The organism is Streptomyces sp. NPDC002785 (genome assembly GCF_040295565.1).
Lineage (GTDB): Bacteria > Actinomycetota > Actinomycetes > Streptomycetales > Streptomycetaceae > Streptomyces.
The window spans coordinates 1-22,960 of record NZ_JBEOVN010000039.1 but is presented as its reverse complement, the minus strand read 5'-3'; the positions used below and the strand labels follow the sequence as shown (position 1 = coordinate 22,960).

The 22,960-nt window shown below is 70.1% G+C and carries 26 protein-coding genes; 14 read left to right on the top strand and 12 right to left on the bottom strand.

Going from position 1 to position 22,960, the window contains the following annotated elements; translation table 11 throughout:
• Positions 1 to 39: 39 nt before the first annotated feature.
• From ABTZ94_RS12735 to ABTZ94_RS12725, 3 genes are read left to right on the top strand one after another with little or no spacing between them, the layout of a single operon-like run.
• Positions 40 to 807: an SDR family oxidoreductase gene (locus tag ABTZ94_RS12735; protein WP_351200337.1), complete on the top strand. Its 768-nt coding sequence runs from the start codon at positions 40 to 42 to the stop codon at positions 805 to 807.
• Between the two features lie 60 nt (positions 808 to 867).
• Positions 868 to 1,950: a glycosyltransferase gene (locus ABTZ94_RS12730; RefSeq protein ID WP_351200335.1), complete on the top strand. Its 1,083-nt coding sequence runs from the start codon at positions 868 to 870 to the stop codon at positions 1,948 to 1,950.
• Complete coding sequence (locus ABTZ94_RS12725; RefSeq protein ID WP_351200333.1) at positions 1,947 to 3,989, top strand: phosphotransferase enzyme family protein; 2,043 nt, start codon at positions 1,947 to 1,949, stop codon at positions 3,987 to 3,989. Before ABTZ94_RS12730 ends, ABTZ94_RS12725 begins: the two co-directional genes overlap by 4 nt.
• A 106-nt stretch (positions 3,990 to 4,095) precedes the next feature.
• Here ABTZ94_RS12725 and ku read toward each other — a convergent pair whose 3' ends face one another.
• The gene (gene ku, locus ABTZ94_RS12720; RefSeq protein ID WP_351200331.1) at positions 4,096 to 5,001 is read right to left on the bottom strand and encodes a non-homologous end joining protein Ku; all 906 of its coding nucleotides are present in this window, start codon (positions 4,999 to 5,001) and stop codon (positions 4,096 to 4,098) included.
• Positions 5,002 to 5,202: 201 nt separating this feature from the next.
• Between ku and ABTZ94_RS12715 the strand changes: the two genes are divergently transcribed.
• A complete protein-coding gene (locus ABTZ94_RS12715) occupies positions 5,203 to 5,496 on the top strand; it encodes a hypothetical protein (RefSeq protein ID WP_351200329.1) in 294 nt (97 codons plus the stop codon).
• Between the two features lie 126 nt (positions 5,497 to 5,622).
• On the opposite strand, the gene ABTZ94_RS12710 is transcribed toward ABTZ94_RS12715, so the two are convergent.
• Both ABTZ94_RS12710 and ABTZ94_RS12705 read right to left on the bottom strand, forming a co-directional pair.
• Positions 5,623 to 5,976, bottom strand: coding sequence for a hypothetical protein (locus ABTZ94_RS12710; RefSeq protein WP_351200327.1), 354 nt, complete (start codon positions 5,974 to 5,976; stop codon positions 5,623 to 5,625).
• Positions 5,931 to 6,257 carry a hypothetical protein gene (locus tag ABTZ94_RS12705; protein ID WP_351200325.1) on the bottom strand — a complete coding sequence of 109 codons (327 nt, stop codon included), beginning with the start codon at positions 6,255 to 6,257 and terminating at the stop codon, positions 5,931 to 5,933. Before ABTZ94_RS12705 ends, ABTZ94_RS12710 begins: the two co-directional genes overlap by 46 nt.
• 440 nt (positions 6,258 to 6,697) lie before the next feature.
• Between ABTZ94_RS12705 and ABTZ94_RS12700 the strand changes: the two genes are divergently transcribed.
• From ABTZ94_RS12700 to ABTZ94_RS12690, 3 genes are all read left to right on the top strand, one after another.
• Complete coding sequence (locus ABTZ94_RS12700) at positions 6,698 to 7,588, top strand: DciA family protein (RefSeq protein ID WP_351200323.1); 891 nt, start codon at positions 6,698 to 6,700, stop codon at positions 7,586 to 7,588.
• A gap of 176 nt (positions 7,589 to 7,764) precedes the next feature.
• Complete coding sequence (locus ABTZ94_RS12695; RefSeq protein WP_351200321.1) at positions 7,765 to 8,154, top strand: hypothetical protein; 390 nt, start codon at positions 7,765 to 7,767, stop codon at positions 8,152 to 8,154.
• A 50-nt stretch (positions 8,155 to 8,204) separates the two neighbouring features.
• Complete coding sequence (locus tag ABTZ94_RS12690) at positions 8,205 to 8,579, top strand: hypothetical protein (RefSeq protein ID WP_351200319.1); 375 nt, start codon at positions 8,205 to 8,207, stop codon at positions 8,577 to 8,579.
• Between the two features lie 59 nt (positions 8,580 to 8,638).
• Here ABTZ94_RS12690 and ABTZ94_RS12685 read toward each other — a convergent pair whose 3' ends face one another.
• Both ABTZ94_RS12685 and ABTZ94_RS12680 read right to left on the bottom strand, forming a co-directional pair.
• Positions 8,639 to 9,037 carry a GNAT family N-acetyltransferase gene (locus ABTZ94_RS12685; RefSeq protein WP_351200317.1) on the bottom strand — a complete coding sequence of 133 codons (399 nt, stop codon included), beginning with the start codon at positions 9,035 to 9,037 and terminating at the stop codon, positions 8,639 to 8,641.
• Between the two features lie 35 nt (positions 9,038 to 9,072).
• On the bottom strand, positions 9,073 to 10,869 hold the full coding sequence (locus ABTZ94_RS12680; RefSeq protein WP_351200316.1) for a hypothetical protein: 1,797 nt from the start codon (positions 10,867 to 10,869) through the stop codon (positions 9,073 to 9,075).
• Positions 10,870 to 11,173: 304 nt separating this feature from the next.
• On the opposite strand from ABTZ94_RS12680, the gene ABTZ94_RS12675 reads away from it, so the two are divergent.
• Positions 11,174 to 11,797: a zinc finger domain-containing protein gene (locus tag ABTZ94_RS12675; protein ID WP_351200314.1), complete on the top strand. Its 624-nt coding sequence runs from the start codon at positions 11,174 to 11,176 to the stop codon at positions 11,795 to 11,797.
• 109 nt (positions 11,798 to 11,906) lie between these two features.
• Here ABTZ94_RS12675 and ABTZ94_RS12670 read toward each other — a convergent pair whose 3' ends face one another.
• A complete protein-coding gene (locus tag ABTZ94_RS12670) occupies positions 11,907 to 12,260 on the bottom strand; it encodes a hypothetical protein (protein ID WP_351200312.1) in 354 nt (117 codons plus the stop codon).
• 310 nt (positions 12,261 to 12,570) lie between these two features.
• Between ABTZ94_RS12670 and tap the strand changes: the two genes are divergently transcribed.
• The 5 genes from tap (at position 12,571) to ABTZ94_RS12645 (ending at position 16,465) form a co-directional block, all read left to right on the top strand.
• Positions 12,571 to 14,685 carry a telomere-associated protein Tap gene (gene tap, locus ABTZ94_RS12665; protein ID WP_351200310.1) on the top strand — a complete coding sequence of 705 codons (2,115 nt, stop codon included), beginning with the start codon at positions 12,571 to 12,573 and terminating at the stop codon, positions 14,683 to 14,685.
• A gap of 5 nt (positions 14,686 to 14,690) precedes the next feature.
• Complete coding sequence (tpg, locus tag ABTZ94_RS12660; RefSeq protein ID WP_351200308.1) at positions 14,691 to 15,248, top strand: telomere-protecting terminal protein Tpg; 558 nt, start codon at positions 14,691 to 14,693, stop codon at positions 15,246 to 15,248.
• 14 nt (positions 15,249 to 15,262) lie between these two features.
• Positions 15,263 to 15,826 (top strand): hypothetical protein, encoded by a 564-nt coding sequence (locus tag ABTZ94_RS12655; RefSeq protein WP_351200306.1) that lies wholly within the window; start codon positions 15,263 to 15,265, stop codon positions 15,824 to 15,826.
• 76 nt (positions 15,827 to 15,902) lie between these two features.
• Positions 15,903 to 16,208: a DUF6247 family protein gene (locus ABTZ94_RS12650; RefSeq protein WP_351200381.1), complete on the top strand. Its 306-nt coding sequence runs from the start codon at positions 15,903 to 15,905 to the stop codon at positions 16,206 to 16,208.
• Positions 16,205 to 16,465, top strand: coding sequence for a hypothetical protein (locus ABTZ94_RS12645; protein WP_351200304.1), 261 nt, complete (start codon positions 16,205 to 16,207; stop codon positions 16,463 to 16,465). The genes ABTZ94_RS12650 and ABTZ94_RS12645 overlap by 4 nt, the downstream gene beginning before the upstream one ends.
• A 111-nt stretch (positions 16,466 to 16,576) precedes the next feature.
• Here ABTZ94_RS12645 and ABTZ94_RS12640 read toward each other — a convergent pair whose 3' ends face one another.
• The 4 genes from ABTZ94_RS12640 to ABTZ94_RS12625 all read right to left on the bottom strand — a co-directional run bounded on the left by ABTZ94_RS12640 (position 16,577) and on the right by ABTZ94_RS12625 (position 19,323).
• Entirely contained in the window at positions 16,577 to 17,065 is a 489-nt protein-coding gene (locus ABTZ94_RS12640; RefSeq protein ID WP_351200302.1) for a hypothetical protein, read from the bottom strand.
• Between the two features lie 114 nt (positions 17,066 to 17,179).
• Positions 17,180 to 17,686, bottom strand: coding sequence for a hypothetical protein (locus ABTZ94_RS12635; protein ID WP_351200300.1), 507 nt, complete (start codon positions 17,684 to 17,686; stop codon positions 17,180 to 17,182).
• Positions 17,687 to 17,841: 155 nt separating this feature from the next.
• Positions 17,842 to 18,399 carry a hypothetical protein gene (locus tag ABTZ94_RS12630; RefSeq protein ID WP_351200298.1) on the bottom strand — a complete coding sequence of 186 codons (558 nt, stop codon included), beginning with the start codon at positions 18,397 to 18,399 and terminating at the stop codon, positions 17,842 to 17,844.
• Positions 18,400 to 18,804: 405 nt separating this feature from the next.
• Complete coding sequence (locus tag ABTZ94_RS12625; protein WP_351200296.1) at positions 18,805 to 19,323, bottom strand: hypothetical protein; 519 nt, start codon at positions 19,321 to 19,323, stop codon at positions 18,805 to 18,807.
• A 198-nt stretch (positions 19,324 to 19,521) separates the two neighbouring features.
• Here ABTZ94_RS12625 and ABTZ94_RS12620 point away from each other — a divergent pair, with 198 nt between their 5' ends.
• Positions 19,522 to 20,307, top strand: coding sequence for a hypothetical protein (locus ABTZ94_RS12620; protein WP_351200294.1), 786 nt, complete (start codon positions 19,522 to 19,524; stop codon positions 20,305 to 20,307).
• A 498-nt stretch (positions 20,308 to 20,805) separates the two neighbouring features.
• Here ABTZ94_RS12620 and ABTZ94_RS12615 read toward each other — a convergent pair whose 3' ends face one another.
• Both ABTZ94_RS12615 and ABTZ94_RS12610 read right to left on the bottom strand, forming a co-directional pair.
• The gene (locus ABTZ94_RS12615; protein WP_351200292.1) at positions 20,806 to 21,276 is read right to left on the bottom strand and encodes a helix-turn-helix transcriptional regulator; all 471 of its coding nucleotides are present in this window, start codon (positions 21,274 to 21,276) and stop codon (positions 20,806 to 20,808) included.
• A complete protein-coding gene (locus ABTZ94_RS12610) occupies positions 21,273 to 21,833 on the bottom strand; it encodes a hypothetical protein (RefSeq protein WP_351200290.1) in 561 nt (186 codons plus the stop codon). The genes ABTZ94_RS12615 and ABTZ94_RS12610 overlap by 4 nt, the downstream gene beginning before the upstream one ends.
• Positions 21,834 to 22,960: the final 1,127 nt, after the last annotated feature.

Below are 22,960 nucleotides of genomic sequence, written 5' to 3'. Positions count from 1 at the left end.
TCCATCCCTGATCAGCCAACCGCCATGAAGGGAAATCCCGTGAGCACTCAGTCACCCCGCGGCCTCGCCGTCGTCACCGGTGCCAGCGTCGGCATCGGTCTGGCCACCGCCGAGGCCCTGGAGAAGGCCGGGTACACCGTCATCTCCGCATCCCGTCGCCTGCCCACCGTCCCATCCGCCCCCACCGGCACCACCACGCACCGGCTCGACGTCACCGACGCCGACTCGGTGGCCGCCCTGGAGCGCACCGTCGCCGAGCACCCCGCCGAGCTGACGCTGCTGGTAAACAACGCCGGCATCCCCACCCACGCCGCCACCATCGCCGACAGCGACCTCACCGACTGGCGCGGCACCTATGAGACCAACGTCGTCGGCACCGTCCAGACCACCCAGGCCCTGCTGCCCCACCTGATCCGCAACCGCGGCCACGTCCAGTTCATCGGCTCCACCGTCGGCCGAGTCCCCTACGAGCGCGGAGCCGCCTACGCCGCCAGCAAGTACGCGCTGACCGCCCTCGTGCAGACCCTGCGCCTGGAACTGAACGGCGAGCCCGTCCGCATCACCGAGATCGCCCCCGGCATGATGCGCGGCGACGAGGCCGGCGGCGAGTTCATGCGGGAGCGGTTCAACAACGACGAGGCGGCCATCGCCGCCGTCTACCAGGGCGTCGAACGCCCGCTCACCCCTCAGGACATCGCCGAGTGCGTGGTGTGGTGCGCCACCCGCCCCGCCCACGTGGACATCGACCTGATGGAGCTCCGGCCCCTGGCCCAGGCCGCCCAGCACAAGGTGCACCGCACGAGCTGACCGCACCCGGGCCGGGGCCTGCATCAGGCCCCGGCCCGGCCCTACCCCTGGGAGACCGCCATGCCCTCCGCCCAGCCGTCCACCACCCGCGTGGTGATGATCCTGCGTCACTTCACTGTCGGTGGCCTTGAGCGCGTCCTGCTCTCGCACGTCCGTATCCTGTTGTCCGCCGGGTACGAGGTCACCGTCTGTGTCCTGGACCCCGGCCGCGACAACGCCCTCGTCGCCGAACTTCCGCCACAGGCCCGGCTCGTCATCGCACCCCGCACCCGCACCGGACGCATCGTCTTCCTCGCCCGCCTGGTTCGCGGCACGACCGTCCTGATCCAGTTCGGCGACGGCCGCCTGTACCCCTCCATCCGACCGGCCCTCCGCACAGCGCGCACCGTGGTCCGCTTCTGCCACTCCGACTACTCCCACCTGCGAACCCGCGCGAAGAACCGCCTTGACCGGATCCTCGCGCGCTTCGAGGACAGCATCGTGGCCGTGGGAGGCCGCTCCACCCGCTTCCTCCTCGAAGACGTCGGCGTGCGAGCGGACAAGGTCAGCACGCTGACCAACGCCACCGAGCCCCGCACCGCCGCTGCGGCCCCGACCTGGAACTGGGCACGCGATCCCTACCTGGTCGCCGTCCAGAGCCTGTACCCCCACAAGGGCCACGACGCCCTGCTGCACGCCTTCGCCCGCGTCGTCGCCCGCGCCCACGGGCCCGTCCGCCTCGTCATCATCGGCGACGGAGACCAGACGATCCCCCTGCGCATGCTCGCCGACCGGCTCGGCATCACCGAACACGTCATCTGGCTCGGCGCCGTATGGCACAAGGACCTCGTGGACAGTGTGCTAGCCGGCGCGAGCGGCTTCGTGTCCATGAGCCGCTTCGAGGGCGTGCCGATCTCCATCCTCGAAGCCCGCCAGCACGGTCTCCCGCTGGTGCTCACCGACATCCCCGGCCACCGCGACGGCGCCGGCACCTCCCCGGCCGCCTTCGTACCGGTCGACGACACCGATGCCTTCGCCCAGCACACCCTCACCCTGCTCAGCGACCCCCGCCCCCACCAACCCGATACCACCGCCCTCCAGGGCGAATGGGAGCGCTACACCCGCAAGTTCCTCGACATCGTCACCAGGAGGCACCCCCGGTGAACAACGGCTTTCCCACCCCGATCCTCTACCTCGCCTACAACCGCCCCGACCTGACCGCCATCACCCTGCAACGGCTCCGCGAACTCCGTCCCACCCGCCTCTTCCTCGCAGCCGACGGCCCCCGGCCCACCCCCCAGGACACCGCACGCACCACCGCCGTCCACACCCTGCTCGACACCATCGACTGGCCGTGCACCATCACACGCCGCTACACCGCACACAACCAAGGCTGCCGGGACGGCGTCGTCAACGCCGTCAACTGGTTCTTCACCCACACCGCCGCCGGCATCATCCTGGAAGACGACTGCCTGCCCCACCCCAGCTTCTTCCCCTACGCCACCGAACTCCTCACCCGCTACGCCGACGACCCCACCGTCATGCACATCAGCGCCACCAACCCGCTTCCCTACACCGATTCGTCCTCGTACCACTTCTCCAGGTACAACCGCATCTGGGGCTGGGCCACCTGGGCCCGGGCCTGGCAGCACCACGACCCCGCCATCCGCAGCTGGCCCGAATGGAAAGCGCAGCGCGCACACCACCCCCACTTCCCCGACCCCGCCGAACGCCGCCTCTGGGAAGACCGCTGGGACGCCATCCACGGGGGAGAGCACCGGGAGAACTGGAACCACCAGTGGTTCCTGACCTGCCTCATGCACGGCGGAAAAGCGATCGTCCCCGCCGTCAACCTCGTCTCCAACCTCGGATTCCGGCCCGACGCCACCCACACCACCAACATCGACGACAGCGAAGCAGAACTCCCCTGCACCGCCTTGCCCACCCCGCTGACCCATCCTGCCGCGCACGACATCGACGACTTCCAGGACCGCCTGTACCGCGAACGCTTCCTGCTCCCCCCAGCGCATCACGCGCCCCGGGCACCGAGCGCATTGAACCGGCCCGGAATGACAGCCCTCGTGAACAGCGTGCTGGCCGGCCCGCGCTACGATTTTTCCCACTCCCGACCACCGAGGAAGCCCGTGCCCCCCGTGCCGTCGTTCTCCCGCCTTCCCCACGCCGCGCAGCTCGACCTGCTCGAAGGACTGACCCGGTCCGCGCTGGCCGAGCACTACGGACTCAACGGCGCGGCCGTACGAATGGAAGTCCAGCAGTACGAGGACAACGCCGTCTGGCGCGTCACCCCGGCAGGCCAAGATTCCTACGTCGCACGCCTGTCCGTACGCGACGGACGCCCCGCCCACCAGCAGCGCAGCGAGATGCGATGGCTGGAGAGCCTGGCCACCACCGGCACGGTCGCCGTCCCCGAGCCCGTCACCACCGCCGACGGCCACTACGTGGTCCCTGTCGCGGTCCCCGGCCACGACGAGCCGTCCACCCTCGCCCTGCTCCACTGGCTCCCCGGCACAGCAGAGCCCCCCTACCGCCAGCCCGGCGTGGCGCAGCAGATGGGCAACGCGACCGCCCGCCTGCACGAGCACGCCGCGACGGTGTCGCTGCCGGAGTTTGACCGGCCGGTCTGGGACGCGGAGACCATCCTCCTCAAGGGGCACGCCCTCACCGCTCCGACCGCCCAGGCACAGCTGGGCACCGAAGGCACCGCCGCGCTCCGCAGGGTCGCCGAGTTGATCACCCCAGCACTCCAAGAGGGCGGTCAGGACGACCGAGGACGTATCCACGGCGACCTGCACCGCGAAAACATGATCGCCATGTCCGACGGCCGCGTCGGCATTATCGACTTTGACGACTGCGGCACCGGCCACTTCCTCCTCGACATCGCCACCGTCCTCTCGTCCGTCCACCGGATCGCACGGGAACCGGGCTCCTACGAGGAGTTCACCCGCGCGTTCCTGGCCGGCTACGCCCAGGTGCGACCCCTGCCAATCGACTTGGCCCGGCTCCTGGAGCCCTACCTGTTGCTGCGCGACGTTTTCATCCTCAATTTCGTCACCACCGCGGCACCAGTCAACGCCGGTGTCGCCTCGTGGGGACCGGGCCGCATCGCCGGCATCGTGGCGAACATGCAGGCGTACGTGAAGGGGCGCCCCTACCCGGGCGTCATCACCTCTGAGCAGTCCTGAGCGCCTGAACGGGGTCCCCCATCCCGCCGTGCCCGGTCCAGCTACGGTCGTGGAACCCGGGAACTTCGGCGATCGATCGGCTGAACGGCGCCTTCACGGCGTGTCTCTAAGCGCTCCTGGGTTTCCGGCTGCTTGTCTTCTTGTTCGCCGGGGTCTTCTTGGCCGGGGCTGTTTTTGCCGCCTTCTTGCGGGGCTTCATCTCGTGGACGGTGGCGCGTTCACCTGTTTCTCCGCGGGATTCCCTGGCCTTCTGCACGCTGGCGTTCAGTGCCGCCATCAGGTCGATGACACCGCCGGTATCCTTGCGCTCCTCGTCGGCCGGTGCGGACGGGGCGTTGCCGTCGCTCTTGGCCTTGATGACCTCTTCCAGCGCCTCGCGGTAGTGGTCGCGGAAGGCGCTGATGTCGTCGGTCGTCATCGAGTCGATCAGTTTCATGGCCTGGGCGATCTCGTCCTCGTCCAGGCCGGTGTCCTTCGGGGCCAGTCCGTCGGGGGAGCGGACTTCGTCGGGCCACTTCATGGAGTGCAGGACGAGGGCGTTGTCGCGGATGCTGAGCAGGCCCAGGCGTTCCCGGTTGTGCCAGGAGAACTTCGCGATGGCCGCCTTCGAGTTCCGTTCCAGGGCTCGGCGCAGCAGGACGTAGGGCTTCGTGGCCACGGCTCCGGCGGCCGAGAGGTAGTAGCTGTCGGCAATCCGAATGGGATCGATGGACTCGCGGTCGACAAACGCGACGATTTCGATCGCTCTTGCGGTGGGGAGCGGCATCAGGTCGAGTTCCTCGTCCGTGACGGGGACGACTTGGTCCTTGGTGAGTTCGTAACCCTTGCCGATCTGTTCCTGGCTGAGGGTTTCGCCGTCGATCTCGCAGACCTTCCGGGTGCGGATCCGGCCGCCGTCGGCCAGGTGGTACTGGTGGAACTTGACGGACCGGTCCTCGGTGGCGGATGACACCTGGACCGGGATGGTGACCAGGCCGAACGAGATCGCGCCGGACCAAATCGTCGACGGCATGTGGGCCTCCCGCGGGCTGGGTCTTCGTGTATTCCGATCGTCATGCCGGGGTGGAGCCGGCGCATCTTTGCGGGCCCGGCTGAAGCTGCCGGCGCTGTCGCGGCAGCGGGTTCGATGGGCTGGGGTTCGGTGTCCGGTGCCCGCGATATCGTGAGGCTCCTGATGTCTGTTGTTTTTCATGATCTGGCGGGAGCGTGCCGCGTGCCTGAGGACCCCATTGCCCACAGCGAGCTCGCTGCCCTGACCCGGCGCTTCGAAGAGGGCTCGGCTCAGGACTCCCGCGAGTTCGGGATCATCAAGTCCGACCTCACCGCGGTGCGCCTGCAGGTCGGGAACCTGGACCAGAAGGTCGAGAACCTCAGCGGCCACATGACCCAGCGTCTGGACGGGCTGGAGCGGAAGATCGACGGCTTCATCGACGAGCAGTGCACGGTCAACGCGACCATGGTCGAGCTGCTGTCCTCGCTCGTGGGCAAGAGTACCGACACCCAGTGACCTCACGGCCCTGCGGCTGAACAGGCCAGGGTGAAATCGGGGCCCGGACCACATGAGGTCCGGGCCTCGATCCGTGTGCGGTCCGGACCCACGAACCTCTGCCTCGGCGCCGCGATGAGGCTGCGGCTATCGGCCGGTACGGGTACGTCGGGTGTGGACGAGGTGCTGCCAGCGGGCGCGGACGGCGTCGGGGCTGTCGATCCACTGCGTGGTGGTGGGACCGGGCAGGGGCAGGCCGGCCATGTGGTGGGCGACGTGGAGGCCCGGGTCGGCCCACTGCAGGCGGCTGCGCCCGGCGAGGATGAAGAACACGTTCGGCATGAGCCAGACCAGCCGTTGCAGGAGCCGCTCAAGGTCGCGGTGGCGGTCCGCGGTGTCCTCGAAGGTGTCCAGCAGGACCACCGGCGTCACCGCCTTCTTCGCGGGCAGCCGGCTCAGGTCCCAGGCCAGAAGATGCGGGTAGTAAGACAAGGCTTCCAAGTCCGGGGTGCCTCCAGCAGGGCCGCGGTCCGTGCAGCGCCCGCAAGGGCCTGGGCGCGCTCGTGGCGTTCGCGCAGTGCGGTGACCAGGGCTGAGGTGAGCTGTCCGGCGGCCGAGCCGGCCAGGCCGGGCAGTTGGAGGGCGGCCGCGACCTCCCCTACTCCGGCCTGGAGTTGGCCAGGCAGCATGTTGGTGACCCGGCCCGCGATCCCGGTCCGCCGGATGTACTCGTCGAGGGGCTCGCCGGGGTGGGCCGCCTCCCAGTAGGTCCGCAGTGCCACGTCGAAGGACGGCAGGGTCCTGCCGAGCTCGCCGGCGAGAAGGTGCCGCCCTCGATCCCGGTGGGTCTGCGCTGGCGTAACGCACGGCGCAGCATGCGCGCCATGTAGGACTTTCCCGCCCCCTGCGGGCCCATCACGTACAGGCTGACGGGGTCGTCCTGCGGGGTGATGGCGCTCAGGTACATCGGGATGATCAGCTCGTCGAAGATCCACCGGTGTTCGCTGGCGGACAGGCGGTGGTAGTCGACGCCGGGGGGCACCGTCAGCGGCTGGGCGATCCGGCGCACCGGCTCGGCCAGGGCGAAGGCGCGCTCCAGCCCCCCGCTCGTCGACGCCTGCGGCCGCGAGAGCGCCGACCGCCTCTACGGCCCCGGCCTCGTCCGCCACGCCCTGCGTCTCGCGCACGCCAGCTGCCACGTCACAATCGACGGGACCCAGCGATGACCGACACCCTCACCCAGCCGCCCACCCCGCCGGCCGCGCCCTCCTCCACGACGCCCGCCCCGGCCCCGGCCGCGGGTTCGGCCCCGATGGAAGGGTCCGGTGCGGCCGGGGCGCCGGGGGCCGGCGCCGACCTGGCCCGGATCGCCCTGCACCAGGCCCGCGCCGCCGCGAAGGCCCGCGGCCAGGCCACCCGCACACCCCGCCGCCGCCCCCGGCCCAACGCCGCGCTGCCCGACCGGCGCGACCCGGCCGGGTTCGCCGCCGTCCTGCAGCACCTGATGGCCGAGCGCGCGTGGGACATGCCCGCTGCCGGCGGCACCGTCCTGGCCCAGTGGCCCGGCATCGCCACGGCCGTCTCCCCGACCCTGCCCGCCCACGTCCAGGCCACCGGCTACGACCCCGAGACCGGCCGCCTCGACCTGCGCCCCGACTCACCCGCCTACGCCACCCAGCTCCGCCTCCTGACCGCCCGGATCATCGCCACCGCCAACGAACATGTGGGCTCCTCCGCCGTACGGGCACTGCGAGTCCTGCCGCCCGGCACCGTCGACACCACCCCGCCCCCGACCGCCGACCGCCCCACCCCGGGCGCGGCCGCGGCCGCGGCCGGGCCGGTGAAGACCAGGGAGACCGCATCAGCCGGCTACCGCCTCGCCCTCGAAGCGCACCTCGCCGCCGTCGACCCCGCCCACCAGCGTCCCGACGCGCCCGACGACAGCGACCCCTCCCACATTCCCGCCGACGCCCAAGCGGCCTTCGCCGACTATCGCGCCCAGGCCCGCGAGACCGCCTCCGCCGTCCAGGACGCCGCCATCCGCCGCGCCCGCGCCGAGCGTGCCGGGCAGGTCGGTGCGGCCAGGGCTCCGGCGCTGCGTCAGGCCGGGTGAGCTCGTGCGCTCCGTTCGGCCGGCTTCGGCGGAAGCGCCAGTCGGTGAAGACGTGTTCGGCGTCGGCTTCGACGACGTCCCGCAGGTCTTCGTCGTCGTCCGGGGCGTCCAGGCCGAGTGCGCCCTCGTTCTCGTTTCCGCAAGCAGCCCTTCGACCACACCACCAGGAGGAACCAGTGTCATACCCGCAGCCGCTCACCCCCGAGGAGAAGCTCGCCGACGCGAAGAAGCTGTTGAGCCTCCCGCGTATCGTCGTGATCTGCGGCTCCACCCGCTTCATGACCGAGATGAACGAGGCCGATCTGCGGGAAACCAAAGCCGGAAAGATCGTCGTCAAACCGGGCATTGACATGAAGTCGCCCCACGAACTTTGGTCCGATCCTGTCGAGGCCGAGGCGCTGAAGGTTCGACTCGACGATCTTCACCGGGCGAAGATCCGGCTCGCTGATGAGGTGCTCGTGGTCGGCGACTACATCGGAGACAGCACCCGAGCCGAAATCGCCTACGCCCGGTCGCTGAGCAAGCCCCTGCGGTTCACGCACCGCGAAGTCGACCCTGACGCCTGACCGCCCGCTGCCACAAGACCGCCCTGTGTCCGATGTACGGCGTAAAGAACATGGGGCTCTCTGGGCGTCAACCCGACCCCGGCAGCGTCGCCCGTTTTGGTGGTCTCTGGCCCGGCGACGGCCATGACGTCCTGGCCGTCGCCACACTCGCGATCGTGACCGACCTGAATCTCCCCGGTGCCGCCCCCGAGGACCTCCCCGACAGGGCGGGCCGGACCACAGCCGGCACCGGCCGTGTCCGCTTCTCGTTCACGCGGTGGGTCCTGGCCCCGCAGACGACGTGGCAGGCACGCCGCCTGGCCGCCGACTTCGGCGAGGGGATGGACGCCCGGACCGCGTGGGTGATGGCCCGCCTGGCCCGGCATCCGGACGAACACGTCTACGCCATGGTCCACCTCGACGACGACCGTCGGGCCGCGAACTGACCAGAGCCCAGACGCCGGCCTTCGGCCCGCGCAGCGCGGCTTCCTCGGCCACGAGAACGTCAGTAGGTTTGCCACGGATATACCGGCGGGGCTTCACCCGCTGCGGCGGAGCCGGGCGGCACGCGGACCATGCTCTCTCTTGGGGCGCCGATCTCACCGCGCCAGGTGTTGGTGATCAAGCCGAAACGTCGATAGAACGCATCCAGCCGGACCGGGTCCCCGCCGAAGGCGTCACTCGGGCTGAGCGTCACGGGTACGCCCCGCAGGTCCGCTGCGGCGGTGATGTGTTGCATGACGCGGCTGCCAATCCCATTCCCTCGCCGGCTCTCCGGGACGACGATCGAGAAGAGCACGAGGTACGGGCCGTGATCGATTCCCAGTTCAAGGCGCACGCTCGGGTAGGTGGCCCGTATCTCTTCGGCCAGAGCCTCGGCCCATGATCCTTCTTGGTCCGTCACGTGGCGCTGCTTTCGCGTGAGGCGGGCGATGGAGGTCAGGAGGTCTGCGCATCGGCGGGTATGCGGTCCAGGGAGTCGAGGAGCTGTCCGAAGGTGATCTTCTCTTCGTCGTACTCGAAGGTCATCGCGGCGGCGAGCGCTGCCCACCGGTCGGTGTTTCGTCCGCAGCGGTCCAGCAGGATCTGCAGCGCGACTTCGGGTTCGCTGCGGGAGAGGATCTCGTCGGCGGGGATCTGGAGCAGGTGCTCCGGGGTGTGGTGGCGGGACTTGACGACGGCCCGGTAGATCTCGGAGCGGGAGAGGATGTCGCCGGTGGCGGGGGAGTCGAGCCAGGACTGCAGGACGGCCGCGGGGTCGGGGTGCTTGGCGAGTTCGTCGTCGCTCACCAGGCGCAGCACACCGTCGTCTTCGTCCTCGTCGGCCGGGACGGACGCTGCCGCGTCCAGGAGCCAGTCGGGGCCGTCGGCCCTCTCGGCGATCCAGGCCAGCTCCGCGGGGTGCAGCCCGTCCAGGACGTCGGTGACGGCGGCGTGCGGGGTGTGCGGGTTGGCGGCGAGGGCGGCCAGGGCCTGGACGCGGCGGTGCTCGTTGTGGCGTTCCAGTAGCCGGGCCGGGCGGTCGTGGTCGGGATCGACGTTGTCGATGATGCGGATCAGGGTCCGGCTCGGCGCGGGGGAGACGACGGCCGGCTGATCCAGGCCGGCGAGCTGGGCGCAGGCCCCGGCGAGATGGTCGGGGTTGGCGCTGAGGAGGGCCAGGTCCTCGGCGAGGCGCAGGACGCGGCCGTCGAAGTCGTGGTCGCCGTCCTGCTTCTCGGGCGGGCTGAGCAGCTGGCCGTGGGCCACGAGGGCGTCGGTGGCCGCGTGCAGCTGGTCGGCGGCCAGGGTCGCGAGGCGGGGGTTCTTGTGGACGCGGTTGGCGATGTGGTGCAGGGTCCTGCGGGCTGTCACCTGCGGGTTGGGCAGCTCGGCCAGCTCAGGCAGGCATAGTGCCGGGAGGCAGGCGAGCAGCAGCGCTTCGCTCAGAACGGGAGCCGGATCGGCAGGATGTTCCTCGCTGTCCGGGTCGGCGCCGGCGGCGCGGAGACGGGCGTCCTCGAGGGCCTGGGTCTCGGCCTGGTCCAGCAGCAGGTGCTGGACGGCCGCCCCGAGCGTGGGGTGTGCGGCGAGCTCCGCCCACCGCTCGGGGCACCGGGCCAGCATCGCCCAGCCGCCGCTGTGGCCGGCAAGGTCCAGCGACCAGTCCTTCGAGAAGTCGGACACGGCCTCCCAGCCCTCTTCGGGCTCCGGGTGGAGCAGGAACGCGGCGAGCGGGGTCAGGCACGCTTCCAGGACGGCATTGAACAGTTCCTGTGGCACGGGCGGGGCCGGTGCGTCCGCTTCGGTGCGGGTGAAGTGGTCGGGATCCCAGGACCGGACGACCTGCTCCACCTCGTAGCTGGAGAGCCGGGGCAGGAGGGCGATAGCGGCCTCGACCTGCCCGGGGTGCCGTGCCAGAGCGGAGACCAGCCCGGCCCAGGCCCGGCGGTGCCGCAGGATGGCGGGCACGTCGGCGGCGGTCACCGTGCCCGCGGCCGCCAGGGCGGCCAGCGTCTTCTCGTCGGCGTGCATCAGGAGCCGGCCGCGCAGCCGCTTGGCCGACGTCCGGGACAGCAGCGCGGGCAGTGCGGCCGTGAGGGCTTCCTCCCGCCACCGGTCGGCGCGCGAGTCGAAGCCGTTCGGCGTCGTCGCCGGGGTGCACAGAGCCTCGATCACCGTCTTGAGGGCTTCCTTGGGGAGGTCCTCGCTCATCGCGAGCTCCCGCCACAGCGGGTACGTACGGGCGTTGACCATCCTCGGATCCCCTCCCATTCCTGACCTGGCGTCACCGCCTGGTCGCCATCCGTGGAACGACCGTACGGCGCAGCCGGGCCCGAGCGGGGCGCGATCCGCGAAGTCGCCTCGCCTCGTGCCCAGTCCGGGGCGGCGGGGAAGCGGCGTACGGACCGGGCCGCACAGTCTGGGCGCGCACCGCCGCTTCCAGGTCGCCCGCCCGGCGGAAGACCGGCGAGTCTTCCTCGCCGTGGCCGGAACCGTCGTTTCGCCTGCACGGCGGTCGCCCGGCGGACCAGGATGGAGCGGAGCGAGGGGAGGGCTCATGACGCAGCAGGAGAGCTGGGGGTACTGGCGGCCGCAACTCAAGTCGGGCCAGCTGACCGAGTTGACCAAGAGCTGGTTCCGGCGGGTGGAGTGCACGGCGTGTGGTGCGGTCGTCGGCCGGGCGTGCCGGAGCGCCGGCGGTTACCCGACCAACCACCACAAGGCCCGCCGCGCCGCCGCCGGAGCTCCCCCCTACAAGGAATGGCGAGCCCAGGGCCTCATCAACACCCCGGAGCCGCGCCCGGCCACGGCCCTCACCCAGGCCGCGCAGGCGGCCCAGCAGGAGTTCCGGGTCGACCAGCCCCTCGGCGACGCCGTGGCGCTGGTCCGCCGTTTCCTGGCCGACCGGGCCGGTCAGGAAACGGTGAGCGAGGAGGTCCTCGACCACTACGACCAGGAGGTACGCGCGCTGCTCCTGGCCCGCGGACCCGAGGGCAGTACGGAGATCGTCACCGTCCTCGCCGGGCAGCTCGCGAGCCTCTTGAAGGGCGCGAACCCCAAAGCACCCGACGCGGCGTACACCGAAGCGGTGACCAAGCAGATCTCGTACGCCCGCGCCCACCAGCGCCTTGAGCGCCTCCTTTCCGATCTTGAGAGCGAACAGGCGACGCCAGAGGACTGAAGGCCGGTGTCACCCCAGTCGGCCGCTCCCCGCCGCGGGCCGGCCTGCCCGATCGTGCGTCGCGGGCAGAGGGGGGCGGCGGGCGGCGGTTCTTCAACCGGCCGGACGGCTACGGCCTGGTGGCGATGACGGCTTCGATGGGGACGGTGTTCTCGAAGGTGCCGTTCGGGCTGAACGCGGTGAGCTCGCGGCGCAGGCGTTCTTCGAAGGCGGCCTGCCGGGTGCCGAGGACGGCGGGGCTGGAGTAGGAGAAGGAGGACTGCAGGCCGACGAGCTCGTCCAGGGTGCGGGTGAAGGTCTGGTCCCAGCGGGCTGTCTCGATGCGGGAGAACGCGGAACGGGCGAGGGCGTCGTCCCGGCCTTCGGCGGGGTGGGCGACGGGTCCGTGCTCCTGGCGGTAGCCGGGGCCGATGACGTCGGTGCAGACGCTCTCGATGATGTCGAGCCACGCCCTGAATCCCAAGGAATGACGGCCACCTGCGCAGCGGGCTCTTGCGTGACTCGCCGCTCGCGCGGCTTCTGCGGGCATCCCCCTGCGGGCGGGCGCACTGCGCGAGTACGCTGTTGGGGAAGACCTTGGATTTGTCCCTGGTAGCCCCGAAAGGGGCAGGCCACACGCCCAGGGTTCAGACTTCATCGAAGGCCGTCCGGCATCCGCTGGGCGGCCTTCTTGCATGTCCACCCCCACCCTCCAGGGAATCCGAACGGGTTAAAAAAATGGGCTAAAGACTAGGGTAAATGATGCTAGGGTGGCGGTACGAAAGGAGCTCCACATGGCATCCGAGGAAGAGCTGTTTGCGAACATCGACGCATTGCTGGAGGAGGAGCCGCAGCTCCCGCCCCCGGCAGAGCGCGCCCGGCTGCGTGAGGCCGCCGGCATCACGCAGGCCCGCCTCGCGCAGGCGTTGAAGTCGACCGTGCAGACGGTGAAGAACTACGAGAACGGCCGGAGCGAGCCCAAGGAGCCGCGCCTGTCGGCGTACCAGCGGCTGCTGAACGGGTGGGCCGCGAAGTACCCCGCGCACGCTGTTTCCGCTCCGGCCTCCGTGCCGCAGCCCGCTCCGGTGCCCAAGACGTTCACCGGTCCGACCGCGCCCGAGGCCACCGACACGGTCGACCCGGCACAGGCCCCGGCCGCCGCTGCCGCGCCCGAGCGTCCCGCGCGCCCGGCGACATCGCGGCGTCCGGCAGCGAAGAAGGCCGCCAAGCCCGCCGTCGACCCGCGCTTTCCGCACGGCCCGCTCGCCGTTCTGGACGGTGACGGCTCCGCGTACGGCGTCGACGGCATCGTGCTGGACTGCCCGGCGACCACGGTGCCGGAGCTGGTGGAGTGGACCCTCAAGGAGTCCGGCCTCGGTGCCGCGAAGCTCAACCGGTACGGCAAGGACAGCGACCCGCTGATCGTGCTCACGGCGGCGGCCGCGGTGAAGCTCGGGCTGCCGGAGCGCCTGGAGGGCCACGAGCAGCGTCGCTCCCTGCGCCTGCCGGAGGACCACCCCGTGGTCAAGCAGGTGGCCAAGGCGAAGTGGCAGCTCACCCAGCGGGGCTTCGGCCCGTGGGCGCGGATCTACCGCAAGGCGCAGGGCCGCGACCGGCAGTGCGTGCAGCTGGCGATCCTGTCCTGGGACGCCCTCGATGAGCGGTCCTGGCCCGGCGTCACCGACATGGAGCCGGCCGACATCGCCCGCGTCCTCGGGGTGTACGCCCAGCGGGTCATCACCCCGCGCGGCTCCACCGCTGTCTCCGGCCTGGAGCTGATGACCGCGCTGCGCCCGCCGACCAAGGCCGTGCAGGACCCGGAGACCGGCAACTGGGTGTCCGGCCACAACCCCGGCTCGCTCGGCACCAAGCCGATGGACCCGGCACCGCCGGAGGCCACCCCGGAACACCCCGTCGTCGTGAACAGCGGCTGGACCGGCGGCTTCCTCAACGAGGAGGCGTACCAGTGGGTGCGGTCGGTGGACACGCTCACCGATGAGGAGTGCATGCTGCCCTTCGCGGTCGGCCTGGACCTCAACACCGCCTTCCTCGCCGCCGCGGCCCGCCTGGTCGTCGGCCTGTCCGCGCCCGACCACTTCCACGCCCCGAAGTTCAACCCCAAGATCCCCGGAAGCTGGTTGGTCGACCTTTCCCACATCGAGCTGGACCCGCGCCTCCCGTCGCCGTTCACCCCGGACGGCACCCGTCCGACGGGCCCGGCCTGGTACCAGACGCACACCGTCGCCTACGCCCAGGAGCTCGGGCACGACGTACACCCGATCGAGGCGTACCTGCGCCGCGAGACCGGCGCGTACCTGGACCCGTGGCACGACCGCCTCAAGAACGCCTACGTCGACACCCTCGCCGACCTCGGCGTCACCAAGGACCTCACCGACACGGAGTTCCTGGCGGCGATGGAGCAGCACAAGCAGGTCGACCCGGCCCTGGCCGCCGTCCTGTCCGCCATCAAGGCCACGGTGAAGGGCGGCGTCGGCAAGCTCCGCGAGCGCCCGCAGGGCAAGCACTACAAGGAGGGCGAGCGGTGGCCGGCGCTGGAGCGGCCCACCTGGCGTCCGGACATCCGCGCCGCCGTCATCAGCAAGGCCCGGGTCAACATGCACCGCAAGCTGCGCAACATGGCGTCGATGACGGGCCTGTACCCCCTCGCCGTGCTCTCGGACTGCGTCGTCTATCCCTCGCCGGGCGCCTCGCCGCTGGACTTCCTGCCGTACGCCGCGTCCGGCAAGCCGCAGCCCGGCGGGTTCCGCCTCGGGCCCACGCCGGGTCTGGCGAAGGTGGAGGGAGTGCAGGAGATGGCCCTCGCCGTCGACTGGATGGAGAGGGGCCTGAACCCGGCCCGGCACATCAAGGGCGACGGCCACGACGCCGTCCTGGACGAAGGCGAGTAAAGGCCGTGGGAGAGATCGAAGACGCCATCGAGCGCGCCGACCGGGAAGCGTTCACCAAGGAGCCGCCCAAGACCCTCCAGGGCCGCATCAACTTCCTGATGAAGCAGCTCAAGACGACCAAGGCCGTCGCGGCGGAGCTCGGGATCAGCCAGCGGTCGGTGGAGCGCTACCGCAAGGGCGAGCGCAAGCACCCGCCGAAGGGCATCGCCGCGAAGATCGACGCGACCGTACGCTCCCGCTGGCAGCCGCTGATCCGCAAGCGTCGACGCAAGCAGGCGGCCGCCACGGGCGGGGTCACGGTGGAGACGCGGGCCCGGTTCGGCTACACCGCGCCGGTCGGCACGACCGACGACGGCCGCTTCCGGCGACTCACCGTGCACCTCCCTCCGGTGTACGCGCAGCGCCTGTTCGACGCCCGCGACGCCGGGGCCAGCGACCAGCAGATGCGCGAAATTATTGCCGAGGGACTGAAAGACGTGTATTTCCAGGACGGCGGAGGCCGGGCTATGGGACTCTCGGAAGTCTCCATTTCCGACATCGACTATTTGGACCTGGACTACTAATGAGGAGCGAAAGCATGACCGCTCAATTCCCGGCCATCGACCACGACAAGAGCCCGCTGCTCGACGCCGACCACGACCCGGTCCGCATCGCCGACGCGCTGCGCGGCAGCCCGCACATCCTCGGTGCCCACGCCGAACCCGGCTCCGACCGCGTCACCTTCACCACGCTCGCGGGCAACGGCTTCGACCTCACCCTGCAGGACGCCGAACCGACCACGGACGACATCCTGCCCGCGCCGGCGCTCACCGAGGCCCTCGCCGCAGCGATCCTCAACCACCCCGACTTCTACGTTGCCACGCCGGACTCCCCGCGCGAGGACACCATCACCGTCCAGACCCGCGGCGGCGTGCGCTACCTCCTGGTCCTGGACGTCGACCCGGACGCCGACGCCGACGACTACCCCACCCCGGCCGAAGACGTCTCGTACGCCGCCGACCGGCTGCTGACCAGCGACCCAAGCGACTCAGAGCGCGCCACGGCCGGACTGCTCAACTACGTGGCCGCCACATGGGAGAAGCAGGACCTGGCGCTGCGCCAGCACGCCCAGGCCGTCGCCCGCGCCCTGGGCACCCGGTAGGAGGGATCACCGCATGTCCGCTTCCACGGCCACCCGGCGCGCGTACGGTGAGGTGACGACCCGCCGGGAGGACCAGATGAGCGCGCAGCCCGACCACGCCCCCGTCACGCCGTACGCCCCCGCCCCGGGAGCTCCAGCCGAACTCCTCGCCCAGCTGCGCGCCGACCGGCGCGCTCCGCAGTGGGTGCCGGCCTTCGAACGGGAGTGGGCGGCGGCACTGGAGGAGTCCCGCCGGACGTTCTCCCTCGGCGGGCTGTACGCGGTCGTCCAGGACTGGCAGGGCCGACTCGCCCACGCCCCGGCCGTCGACGCGTTCGTCGCCTCCGGCTACGACGACAGCGAGGCCATCGACATGGCGGAGCTGCGGGGAAGGCGCCGGTGAGCGGACAGCCGTACGCGGTCCGCTTCTCCGCACCGGCCGCCAAGGTCCTCGACACCCTGCCCGAGCACGTCGAAGACACCGTGTGGAACATCCTGGGCGCGGCCGCCGGCGACCCGTGGGGCTTCGGCCAGTGGAACGCGGAGGACCTCGAGGGCGAGGACGTGCGCTACGCGTCCGTCGGCCAGCTCTCCCTCACCTACTGGGTGAACCGGACGCTGCGCCGGCTGACCGTGCTGAACATCGTCTGGCTCGGATAGCCACCCGGTGACAACGCCACGACCCCGGCATCGCAACTGCCGGGGTCGTGGCGTTCCGCATCGTAGCCGCAGCCGTATCCACCTGGACGGGACCGTGGATCCGCGCCGGGGTCACCAGGTGCCGCGGGGGCGGTCGGCACCGAGCTGTACCTCCCGTCGGCACTCGCGGCAGTCCGGCAGGCCGCTCACACCCCGCCCTTCCCCCTCCGCCCAGCTGAAGCCGCACAGCGACATGGTCAGATCCTCGGTGGGATCGGTGGCGTGGGAACCATGGCCCGGCACGTTCCACGTGGCCGTCGTCCCGCCCTCATAGGGCGCGCCCTCCGGCCAGGCGTAGACGTCTTCGGTCGTGGTGCAGCGCATCCGGAGGTCAGGACCCTCCCAGCGGGCACCCTGACGGGCCTGAGCGGCGGCGTCGACGATGTCGGCCAGCCGCTCGAAGGACAAGTCGTAGTCACCCATGTGCTCCCAGCTGCCGGGCGCCTGCTGGCTCTCCAGCGAGCGGAACTCCAGCAACAGCCGCTCCAGGTCGTGCCGCCCGACGCGGACCGTGTTGCTCTGGGGGTCGTACGCGTCGTCCGGGGCGGTCTTCTTGGGCATCGCACTTCTCCTCGTCCACGCAGGCTGGTGGGCCGAGTGTGCCGGGGAACCCGCAGCCCGAGGGGCCGTATCCACCAGGTGCCACCTGGGCGGCAACGCATATCCGCCCAGTAGTCACCAGTTGCCACGGGGGCGGTCGGCACCAAGCTGAACCTCGCGTCGACACTCGGGGCAGTCCGGCGGACCCTCCACCCGGCGCGGCCTGTCGTCCTTCGCCCAGCTGAACCCGCACAGCGCCTGGTGCGTGACGCCCCGGAAGCGTTCGTCCTTGGTGGCGTGCGAGCCGTAACCCGGTACCAGCCAGGTGAACGTCGCCTCCCCGTTGTACGGGGCGCCGTTCGGCCAGTCGTAGACCGCCTCGGTCGTGGTGCAGCGCATCCGCAGATCAGGCCCTGTCCAGCGCTTGCCGTACCGGATCTGCGAGCTGGCATCAACCGCGTCCGCGAGGCGCTCGAAGGACAGGTCGTAGTCCCTCATGTGATCCCACGAGTCAGGCTTCCGCTCGCGCATCAGCGAGCGGAACATCAACAGCAGCCGCGCCAGGTCGTGCTGATCGACCCGGACCGTCTTCGTCTCCGGGTTGTAGCCGTACGTCAAATCGTGCGGTGGCTTCTTCGGCATCGGTCCTCGTTCGCGTTGCTAAGGCGGTCAGCGCCCACCACAGGGCCTACAGTGCGGCCGGATGCTCATGCGCCCAGGTGTGGAAGGCGGCCGGGAAGGAGAAGAACCGACAGCGCCTGCCCGGCAAATGAAGGCGTACGACAGGGAGGCAGGGCTCAGCGGGAACAGTGCGCGCAGACAGGAGCGCCTGCGAACGCCTGATCCGCTGCGGCGATATCCCGGCCGGTGACGTGAGCTGCCGCGTCCAGGGAAGCTGACAACGGCCGGCCCCCGGCGGGGCCGATCCGCCCCGGGTTGTCCGTGGTGATGTACTCGTCGGCGGCTGCCGCGAAATACCCAGGGTCCTTGCGATAGACGCTGGTGACGGGGGTCTCGCGACGCCATCTCGCTTCCGCGCCGCCCCACTCCTTCTCCGCCTCTTCCGGAGTCACCCCAAGAGCCTCTGCGAGAACCTCCCAGCTCGTACCGCGGACCCGCTCGGCAACCACCGCCTCCTTCATCAGGGAGTCATTCGCGTAATGGACCTTCGCCAGACGCACGTAATCACCCGCCTGTGCTTGGTCCTCGCCCACCATCTGCACGTAGCGGACGAGGCGGCGTGCGATGGATGCGGCCGAGCTCACCAGCTCGATCCTGACGACGTCGGAGTCGGTGAAGCTGTCAGGCGGCAACTGTCGCGGGTCCACCCGGACCGCGTCGGTCTCGTTGTTCATGACGCGGATCGTAGGACGGTGCTGACGCCCCTCAGCCACCTGCCATGTGTGAGGCTCACACCCCGTTTCCCCAGGTGAACGTGCTGACCTGTAAGGCTATGAGCCTGTGAGGTCCATCCCGGCGATGCATCGTCACCCTCCCCTCCGTCAGCATCCAGCACGCCCACCCCTCGATCCGGTGAACCGCTGATCAGCAGAGCCGTGAGACCGACTCGTCGGCTCACTGCCGCACGCCCTGGTGGCACACCCTCCGTTCCGGAGGACGATGGAGTCGTGGGCGAGCACACCGGGAACCAGGAGCCCGCGCCCACAGCTCGGTCGACGGCTTGGGCGACGTCACGGTCGCCTTCCGCTGCTCAATGAGCCCGGCCCACCAGAGCTACGCCGACCGCCGTTCGTGCTACGTCAGCCTTCCAAGGTGCCCATGGTCCCGAAGGTTTCGCGCATCAGCTCGTCTATGGTTCCTGGCTTGTCGACCAGGGAGTCGAAGAGGTCCGCGAGCAGCCACAGCACGAAGCCGTGGACCATGGCCTCCTTCGGCTCGATCGTCCCGAACCGGTCGCGCCAGGCCACGGTGTCCATGCCCATGGCGGCGGCCATGAGGACTCCGGTCACCATCGGCACCTGCTCCGGGTCGGCCATCTCGAAGGAGGGCAGCCGCCGGATCACGGCAGGGATGAGGTCGTTCAGCGGATCGAGCTGCTCCCCGCCCCCGGGCGGCTCAGCGATCAAGTACCCGGTCAGCACCCCCACCAGGAACACCGTGCCCCGGGAGACTTCCTCACGCCCGACGGAGTCCATCGCCGCCTTCACCCGCTGCTGCGCCTCCTGGCGCTCCTTGGCGGGCGTCCGCTTCTCCAGGACCCGGTAGGTGTTCCATGCCGCACGGACCGCCTCATCCACCACTACGCCGTCGCTGCTCATGAAGGCGACCGTAGGCGAGACGACTTGATCCGCGAAGACCGGCACCGGAGTCACGCACAGCCCCGCCCTGTGAGGTCTATGAGCCTCACAGGGCGTTTTCCAGGTGGACGCGCTGAGCTGTGAGGCTGTGAGACAGGGCTCGCGCCGGTGCTTCCGCACGCCCTATTCGGGCCCGGCGCCGCGGAGGACGATGGAGTCATGGGCGAGCACAACGAGGACCAGGACGACGTCGCCGAACCGGCACGGCCGACGCTGACCACGACGCAGGCCCGCGACATGACGGCCGGGCTGCGCGCGGCGATGGACGACGTCCGGCGCTCCGTCGCGGTGCTCGCCGCCCGGGTCCGCGCCGCGCACGCCGCCAAGGTCTGGCTCCCCCTGGGCTTCACCTCGTGGGAGTCGTACTGCGCCACGGAGTTCGGCATCAGCCGCGCCCACGCGTACCGGCTGCTCGACGTCGCCCGCGCCCTGGCCGCGATCCACGACGCCGTCGCAGCCGGCCCCGGGACGTCTCGCACGCGAGACAGCGACCCGGCCGCCGCAGCCGCGCTCGACTACGGCCTGTCCCAACGCGCCCTGATCGCCGTCTCCGGCCGTACGGACACCGTCGCGCAGTTGATCACCCGCCGACTCGTCGCGCTCGCTCACAGCGGCCTGACGGCCCTTGATGAGCCCACCGTGCGCGCCGTGGTCCTCCAGGCCGTCCGCGACCTCCGCACCGCCCCGCCTCCGCCGCCCGCCGATCCGCCGGCTGATCCCGCGCTCGTCGAACTCCGCCGCGTCGTCGACGAGCTCGCCGCCCACACCCATCAGCTCGGTGAGCTGATGCTCGAAGTCGCCCCGGCCTACCTGTCCGACGCCGCGGCCGCCGACGTCCTGGCGCCACTGTGCGAGCAGATCGGCGAGAACCTCGACAACGGCCTCGCCGCCCGCCGCTACGCAATGTCCGGCGACCGCCGCGCCCTGCACGGCACCGTCCTATAGACCACTCACCCCGGCGCTCCTGCGTGGCACACAGCCCGTTTCCCCAGGTGGGCGAGGCGCGCTGTGAGGGTGTGAGGTGTGAGTCGAGGGCCTGCGGCAACAGGATGCCGCTGCTCTTGGCCGTGCTGCTCGCCAGGGTGCACAGCGGGTGCTGCTCGATGGGTAGCGGGGGTGGTAGCCGTCGTCCTGGTGGTGGTCGTCGGGGTGCAGCAGGGTGGTGTCGCGGGTGCAGCGCAGCATTTGCATGGGCCAGGCGGCACACGGGTGCTGCACGGGTAGCAGGCCGGCCCCGGCCGGTGCAGCACGGCCAGCTGCTGCACGCTGCTCGCCCTGCTGCATGCAGTGCCTGCGGTCCGGCTGGCTGCTGGTTGTTCTGCTGCTCCAGAACGATCCGGTCTATCTGGTGCTACCGGCGCTGCCCTGTCCCGGCCGGGAACGACGACGGCGCCCTCCTGGCATCGGGGGGCGCCGTGGTGGTGCGCGACGTACGGCGGCGGTTCAGCCGGCTAGCCGGAGGGCGGGCCGCACGTCGGGGGCGGGCGCGTCCTCACCGCCGTCCGGGTCGGGGTCGAAGTCGGTGCCGGTGCGCCCGTCCCGTACGCGGGGCGGGCGGATGTCACCGACGGGGAAGTTGATGGGCCACACGTGGGTGTCCGGGGCCTCGATGTGGTTGATCATATGGGCGAGCGACTCGTAGCTGGCCAGCAGCGGGTGGATGAGCAGTGTGCCCTTGCGCTGGCGCTCGCTGATGATGCCCTTGTCGCGCAGCTGCCCGATCGCGCGGGAGACCGCGGACTGCGACAGGCCCAGGCGCTCGGCGAGTTCCTGCTGACGGATGTGGACCAGGCCGCCGGGCTCCTGGCGAGCGGTGAGCACGTCAAAAATGTCGCGGGCCGTCGACGACAGGCACGCGTTGGGCAGGACCTCGTACATCTGCGGGTCGCGGAATCCGGCAATCGTGCTGCTCATCGCGAAGTCTCCTTCTTCCCAACCGTCGGAATCTCGATCTGGTGCTCCAGCAATACGTCCTGCAGCCCCACGACCAGCTCCCGGTGACGGTCGCTGCCCCACCTAAAAGCGTAGAGCGGGTTGAGCTGGTACACGCCGCGCTTCTCCTTCCAGGTGAAGTTGTGGCGGCTCAGCTCTCCGATGGCCTTACTGACCTTGGTCTGTGAGCAGCAGAAGTGCTCGCCCAGCTTCGCCTGGGTGGTCGCCACCAAGCCCTTCTTGTCATGGTGCGTGACCATGTAGTCCAGCACGTCCCGGGCCACCGTCGTCAGCCGGAACTTCCACAGGTTCGCCTGAAGCACGTCCGAGACGCTGTGGTGGTTCGTCCCGTAAAACGCGTAGGGACGGCGCTTGCGGTCGTAGGTGAGCGTCCCGCCCTTGGACAACTCCTTGAACTTGGTGAGCAGGGCCGCAGCGGACTCGAGACCGTTGACGTAATCCCGCTCCGGCTCCGGGACAGGAGCCAGCGGCGTCGTCCTCGACGGCACCGACGCACTGCTTCTCACGCGCTGAGCCACTGACTCTCCTTCATGATCACTGAGGCGCATAACATACCTCACGAGTGATGTTATGCGTGAGATCCATTCACTTTCGACGTGTCCCTAGCCAGGAGAGATCTAGTCGGCTAGGCCGCATAGATCTCCGGCCGGTCGACCGCGATCTATGCGTGCAGGGGAATACAACTTTCGCGTTTCCGCAGGTCACAGCTTCGCGCCTATCTGGTAGTTAGAGGCGCGCCCCCCACGACCGCGACTGTGCCCTCCAACCGCTGCATGTAGCGGCGAGGCTGCGACCAGCCGGGCAAGGCCGCAGGATCTCCATCCGGCGGCGGCCCACCAGCTGCTGCGCGTCGGTTCGCGAGCGGGGCTGAGGCGGCTTCGCGCGCGGCTGCGCGGGACCGGTGGCGGACTGTAGGCGGCAGCAGCGGCTCTGAGTCTCGGGTGGTACCGGCCGCGACGATCAAAACCAAGGAAGCGTGGCTGGTGCCGGTAGGCGGTTCCGCCGCCCGGCCTAGCGGCCGATCGGCTCCGGTACCTCCGCACGTCGAATTCAACCGGTCCCATATCGGAGCGTCCTTTCCGTGGCTGAACTATTTCGGGCCGCGCAATTCTGAATTCAACCGGAAGTTGATTGGCCGGGGCAGGGGTGGCGCGGCACGGACCCAAACGCTACACAGTGCATTTACGTGATGCATCGCCTACTTAGCATGTTCGCCCCCTCAGGTGACGTCTCGTCGGATTCTGTCCCACGGTGGCCGGTTGGCGTGTATGCTGGCGGGGTATTGGTGAACGCGAGCGAGCAAGTTCGGGAGTGGGGGAGGGGTCAGGGTGGAGCGCAGCGGAACCCTTCGCTGCGGCGAGGCCGGTACCCATGCGGCCCGATGGTCCGTCACTCTCGTTGCGGGGGTGGTGGCTGGGATTCCCAAGCCCTACACAGCCTCGCGCGTGATGCACCTTCCCCCGTAGCCAGCCCGGGTGATCGCGCTTGCGCGGTCGCCTCCAATTCGCGCTTGCGCGAATGCCCTGCCTTTTGAATTCCGCTTGCGGAATTCAATTCCGGCGCTTGCGCCGGAATTCGAATTGCGCTTGCGCAATTCGCGCTCTATGCCCCGGCAAGCCGGGGCATATCCCGCGGAGCGGGATAT